Source organism: Nocardioides sp. (genome assembly GCF_029937575.1).
In the GTDB taxonomy this organism is placed as follows: domain Bacteria; phylum Actinomycetota; class Actinomycetes; order Propionibacteriales; family Nocardioidaceae; genus Nocardioides.
On sequence record NZ_JAPYPS010000121.1, the window covers coordinates 1 to 6081 of the forward strand.

The 6081-nt window shown below is 69.4% G+C and carries 5 protein-coding genes; 1 reads left to right on the forward strand and 4 read right to left on the reverse strand.

Annotation, left to right across the window (positions count from 1 at the left end):
• Positions 1–94 precede the first annotated feature (94 nt).
• The 4 genes from Q1K33_RS20530 to Q1K33_RS20545 all read right to left on the reverse strand — a co-directional run bounded on the left by Q1K33_RS20530 (position 95) and on the right by Q1K33_RS20545 (position 3488).
• The gene (locus Q1K33_RS20530) at positions 95–1048 is read right to left on the reverse strand and encodes an electron transfer flavoprotein subunit alpha/FixB family protein (RefSeq protein ID WP_300406767.1); all 954 of its coding nucleotides are present in this window, start codon (positions 1046–1048) and stop codon (positions 95–97) included.
• 37 nt (positions 1049–1085) lie between these two features.
• Positions 1086–1874, reverse strand: a complete 789-nt coding sequence (locus Q1K33_RS20535) for an electron transfer flavoprotein subunit beta/FixA family protein (RefSeq protein ID WP_300406768.1) — start codon at positions 1872–1874, stop codon at positions 1086–1088.
• Between the two features lie 270 nt (positions 1875–2144).
• Entirely contained in the window at positions 2145–2573 is a 429-nt protein-coding gene (locus tag Q1K33_RS20540; RefSeq protein WP_300406770.1) for a hypothetical protein, read from the reverse strand.
• 135 nt (positions 2574–2708) lie between these two features.
• Positions 2709–3488, reverse strand: coding sequence for an enoyl-CoA hydratase-related protein (locus Q1K33_RS20545; RefSeq protein WP_300406772.1), 780 nt, complete (start codon positions 3486–3488; stop codon positions 2709–2711).
• A 77-nt stretch (positions 3489–3565) separates the two neighbouring features.
• Here Q1K33_RS20545 and glgX point away from each other — a divergent pair, with 77 nt between their 5' ends.
• Positions 3566–5722, forward strand: coding sequence for a glycogen debranching protein GlgX (gene glgX / locus Q1K33_RS20550; protein WP_300406774.1), 2157 nt, complete (start codon positions 3566–3568; stop codon positions 5720–5722).
• Positions 5723–6081 lie beyond the last annotated feature (359 nt).

The window sequence follows — 6081 nt, forward strand, 5'->3', positions numbered from 1 at the left end:
GTTTGGGACCAAACGGCGCCACCCGGGGACCGCGACACCCCGCCGCCCCACACACGGGGGCAACGGGGTGTCGACGTGGAGCTGGGGGCCTCGGTCAGCCCTTCTTCGCCTCGATCTGCTCGGTTGCGGCCGGGAGTACGGCGTGCAGGTCACCGACGACGCCGAAGTCGACGAGCTCGAAGATCGGCGCCTCCTCGTCCTTGTTGACCGCCACGATCGTCTTCGACGTCTGCATGCCCGCGCGGTGCTGGATCGCACCGGAGATGCCGTTGGCGACGTAGAGCTGCGGCGAGACGGTCTTCCCGGTCTGACCCACCTGGAAGGTGTGCGGCATCCAGCCCGAGTCGACGGCGGCACGCGAGGCACCGACAGCGGCGCCGAGCGCATCGGCCAGGCCCTCGATCGGCTCGAAGTTGCCACCGGTGCCGCGGCCACCGGAGACCACGATCGCGGCCTCGGTCAGCTCGGGGCGACCCGAGGCCTTGCGCGGCTGCGAGGCCACGATCTGGGCCGTCTTGGCGCCGTCCGAGATGGTCGCCGCGAACTCCTCGACGGTGCCGGCACCGGCCGTCTCCTCGGGCGTGGCCGAGTTGGGCTTGACCGTGATGATCGGCGTGCCCTTGGTGACCTTGGCCTGCACCGTGAAGTTGCCGGCGAAGACGCTCTGCGTCGTCGTACCGTCGTCGGCGAGGTCGACCGCGTCGGTGATCAGACCCGACTCGAGCTTGATCGCCAGGCGCCCGGCGATCTCCTTGCCCTCGTAGCTGCTCACGATCAGGATCGCGGCCGGCTCGACCTTGGCGGCGAGCTGCTGCAGCGCCTCGGCCTTGGGGGCCACCAGGTAGCCCTTGATCTCGGTGTCGTCGACGACGTACACCTTCTCGGCACCGAACGCCTTGAGCTTCTCGGCCGCGTCGCCCGCCTTGTCGGCGCCGCCGATGAACACCGCGGACGGCTCACCGAGCTTCTTGGCCAGTGCCAGCAGCTCCAGGGTCGGCTTGCGAACGGCACCGTCGACGTGGTCGACCAGAACCAGGACTTCAGACATGTTTTCTCCTCTTATCCGTCAGTGTTCCGGTGCCGGCTCAGATGAACTTCTTGGACGCCAGGAAACCGGTCAGCGCCTCGGCGCCCGACCCGTCCTCGTCCTTGACGATCTCGCCGGCGGTGCGGGGCGGGCGCTCGTTGGTCTCGGAGACCTCGCTCCACGCCACGGACAGGCCCACGTCACCGGCGTCGACCCCGATGTCGGAGAGCGCGTAGGTCTCCAGCGGCTTCTTCTTCGCGGCCATGATGCCCTTGAACGACGGGTAGCGGGCCTCGCCGGTCTGGTCGGTCACCGACATCACCAGCGGCATGGTGCCGCCGACGACCTCGGTGGCGGTGTCACCGTCACGCTTGATCCGGACCTGGTCGCCCTGGCTCTCCACGACCGAGGCGAACGTCACCTGCGGCAGGCCGAGGCGCTCGGCCAGCATGGCCGGGACGACGCTGCCGGAGGCGTCGGTCGACGCCATGCCGCACATGACGAGGTCGATCTGGCCCTTCTCGGCGCCGACCTTCTCCACGGCCTTGGCCAGCACCAGCGACGTGGCGACGTAGTCGGAGCCGGCGATGGCCTCGTCGGAGACGTGCACTCCTTCGTCGGCGCCCATCTGCAGCGCCTTGCGCACGGCGTCGAGAGCCTTCTCCGGACCGACGCACAAGGCGGTGACGGTCACCGAGGACGGGTCCTCGGCCTTCTCCTTCAGCTGGAGAGCCTGCTCGACGGCGTACTCGTCCAGCTCGGACAGGAGACCGTCGACGCCGACGCGGTCCACGGTGTTGTCCGACTCGAACCGCCGGTCGGCGGTGGCGTCGGGGACATACTTCACACAGACGACAATGTTCATGGTGGTGTGGCCTGGACGGCCCCTCCTGATGCACTCGGTGGCCAGTCCCACGGAGTGTCCGTGGGAGGTCGTGGCCGGAGACGATGCGACAACGGGCAGGTTACCGCCGCGTCACCGGTAGCGGTACACACGTCCGCAGAGGGGGCGCCGCACGTGGGACAGATCACGTCCCGGCCCCTGCACCCGTCGAGAGTCGGGTGAGGTGCCGGGACGTGTCGTGGATCCGCGGCCGTGCCGTCGGCTCGGCGTGGATCAGGGGCGGATCACGGCGTCGGCGATGCGGCCGATGACGAGCCAGGCGATCGCAGCGAGACCGTAGTTGAACAGCGCCGTACCGGTGTCGGAGAAGTTCGGAACCTTCTCGTTGAAGTCCTTGATCGGGTCGTCCAGGCTGAACAGGCCGAGGTCGACCTTCTCGGCGGTCTCCCGCAGGAACATCACCAGGTCGTTGGTCTCGTTGGCCTCGATCGCGATGAGGAGCACCTCGGCGGCGAGCACCAGCGCGAAGAACAAGCAGATCCACCAGACGACCTTGGCCGTGGTGGTGCGCACCGACTTGACGTCGATGTTCATCTCCGGCAGCTGCCGCTTGCCGCCCTTCGAGGGGGCGCCCCCCGCGTCGGCGTTGGTGTCAGCGGGAGCCGACGTGTCCGGCGTGTTGGTCTTGTCGCTGTCGCTCATTGGTCCTACCTACCTGTGTGTGCGGATCTGCCCCATCGCGGCCCGTCGGAGGAACCTTCGCACATGAGTGACGTGCATGACACCGACTCGCCCTCATCGACATGCGACGAGGACTCCGGACCGTCCCCCAGCGCCTCAGCGTCCGGTGAAGACGGCCTTGCCTGGACCGTTCTCGACGAAGGAGCCCATCCCGATCGTGCGGTCCTCGGTCGCGAAGACGCCGGCGAACTGCAGACGCTCGATCTCCAGGCCGCTCTCGAGGTCGACCTCGAGACCCCGGTCGATGGCCTCCTTCGCCGCGCGGACGGCGTACGACGCAGCGCCGGTGAACTGGGCCGCCCAGCCGTGCGCCTCGGTGTAGACGTCCGCGGCCGGCACGAGCCGGTCGACCAGACCGATCGCCAGCGCCTCGTCGGCCTTGACGAAGCGACCGGTGAAGATGATGTCCTTGGCCTTGCTCGGACCGACCAGTCGACTCAGTCGCTGCGTGCCGCCCGCCCCGGGGATGATTCCCAGGAGCACTTCCGGCTGCCCGAAGGTGGCGTTGTCGGCTGCGATCCGTACGTCGGCCGCCAGCGCGAGCTCGCAGCCACCTCCCAGTGCGTACCCGGTGACCGCCGCCACGACCGGCTTGGGGATCCGAGCGATCGCGGTCACGGCCGACTGCACCGAGCCGGAGATGGCGACCATGTCGGTGTAGGAGAGCTCCGCCATCTCCTTGACGTCGTTGCCGGCGGCGAAGACGCGTTCGCCGCCGTACACCACGACGGCCTTGACGTCGTCACGCTCGGTCGCCTCGGCGGCCGCAGCCCTGAGCTCCCCCTGCACCTGGACGCTGATCGCATTCATCTTCGGCCGGTCGAGCCGGATGGTCCCGACCCCGTCGGCCACCTCGAGCTGCACGAACTCCGCCATGTTCTCTCCTCGCCTCGCAACCTCGTCGTGACCGGACTGTTTCCTGGCCACCGACCGTCCCTGCCTATCATTCCCGGATGAGCCCGGGGGTGTGGAGCCAGCTCGGCGAGCGAGCAGCCGTCTGGCCGGGTCGCCAGGATCCGCTGGGTGCGACGTGGTCGCCGGAGTCGACCAACTTCGCAGTGCACGCCCCGCGTGGCACCGCTGCCTGGGTCTGCCTGTTCGACGAGGACGGCACCGAGACCCGCCATCGCCTCAGCGAGCACACCTTGAGCGTGTGGCACGGCGCGATCCCCGGAGTCGCCCCGGGCACTCGGTACGGCTTCCGCGTCGACGGACCGTGGGAGCCCGACAAGGGCCTGCGGTTCAACGCCGACAAGCTCCTCCTCGACCCCTTCGCCCGCGCGGTCTCGGGCGAGCTCGTCGCCGACCCCGCCATCTACGGCTACGTCCATGGCGCCCCGGACGAGCGCAGCGACGTCGACTCCGCGCCCTACGTGCCGCTCGGGGTCGTCACGGCCCCCGACGACTTCCACTGGGGCGACCAGGTCCCGACCAAGCAACGCTGGCGCGACACCGTCATCTACGAGCTGCACGTCAAGGGCATGACCGCCTTGCACGACCGCGTGCCCGAGCACCTGCGCGGCACGTACGCCGGCCTCGGCAGCCCTGCGGTCGTCGACTACCTGTGCGACCTCGGGGTCAGCGCCGTCGAGCTGCTTCCGATCCAGCAGTCCGTCTCCGAGACGGGCGTGCTCGAGCGTGGTCTGGAGAACTACTGGGGCTACAACACGATCGGGTTCTTCGCCCCCCACGGCGCCTACTCCGCTGCCGGCGACCGCGGACAGCAGGTCACCGAGTTCAAGGAGATGGTCAAGGCCTTCCATGCAGCGAAGATCGAGGTCTACCTCGACGTCGTCTACAACCACACCGCCGAGGCCGGGTCCCTCGGTCCCACGCTCTCGTTCCGCGGTCTCGACGACCTCGGCTTCTACTCGCGCGTGGCGATGGACAAGAGCACCGACGACTACTGGGACGTCACCGGGTGCGGCAACACCGTCGACGCCGGCGACCCGTTCGCCTTGCGGTTGATCCTCGACTCGCTGCGACACTGGGTGACCGAGTACCACGTCGACGGGTTCCGCTTCGACCTGCTCTCGGCCCTGACCCGGGTCAACCACGCCGTCGACATGCGCACCCACCCGCTGCTGACGGCGATCGGGCAGGACCCGATCCTGCGCCAGGTCAAGCTCATCGCCGAGCCGTGGGACGCCTCGATGGACGGGTACGCCGTGGGGAACTGCCCACCGCCGTGGGTGGAGTGGAACGACCAGTACCGCGACGAGCTCCGCGACTTCTGGCGTGGCCACACCGACGGCATCCGCACGATCGCCACCCGCGTGGCCGGCTCCTCCGACCTCTACGCCGACGACGGGCGCTCGCCGTACGCCTCGGTCAACTTCGTCACCGCGCACGACGGCTTCACGGTGCGCGACCTGGTCACCTACGACGGCAAGCACAACGAGGCGAACGGCGAGGACAACCGCGACGGCACCGACGACAACCGCTCCTGCAACCACGGCGTCGAGGGCGAGAGCGACGACCCCGAGATCCGGGCCGCTCGCCGTCGCGCCGCCGCCAACCTGATGGCCTCGCTGTGCCTGTCCAACGGCGTCCCGATGATCACCGCAGGGGACGAGCGCGGACGGACCCAGCGCGGCAACAACAACGCCTACTGCCAGGACAACGAGATCTCGTGGATCGACTGGAGCGCCGACGACGCCTGGCTCGACGTCTACGAGGTGACCCGGGCCGCCCTGCGGCTACGACGGGAGCACCCCGCGCTGCGTCAACGGCACTGGTTCGAGGGTCGACCCACCATGAGGGGCGGACCCAAGGACCTGGCCTGGCTGCATCCCAGCGGCAGGGAGATGACCGGAGGCGACTGGCACGACCCGTCCCTGCGGACGCTGTCGATGTTCGTCCTGGGACGCCCACTGCGCTCCCCCGGTCCGCGTGGCGAGCAGCAGACCGATGCGTCGTTCGTGCTGTGGTTCCACTCCGGCGCGGATCCCGTCGACGTCCTGCTGCCGGAGAACCCCTGGGTGCACGCGGGCGAGGTCGCGCTGTCCACCGACCCGGACCTCCCTGTCGGGACTCGGGTCGAGGCCGGCGGGAGCATGCGGCTGGGTGGCGAGTGCGTCGTCGTGCTACGGGAGCTGTACGGCGACTGAGTCGGGCTTGGGCGCGGTGCTCACCGGTGGTGGGGCCGCGCAGCCGACCTGCTCCTTCCAGGTGGGTCCGGGTGGTGGCGGTGGCTGGGGCCGCGCGGCCGGCCTGCTTCTTCGGGGTGGGTCCTGGGTGGGCCACGCGCGTAGCCGACCTGCTCCCGCCGTCAAGGATCGCCTGCGGCGCCCGCTTCGCGGCACCTTCGGTGTCCTTGACTGCGGGACCCGGTAGGTCGGCTTGTTCGGCGCACGGGGCGGAGCCCCCTCGCTGGCGCTCGGTGGCGCCGCCCGCGCAAGCGCGGCCCCACCCGTCTCACGGGTCACATTCGCTCGTCCGTTGGGTAGAGACGACACGAAAACCGGCC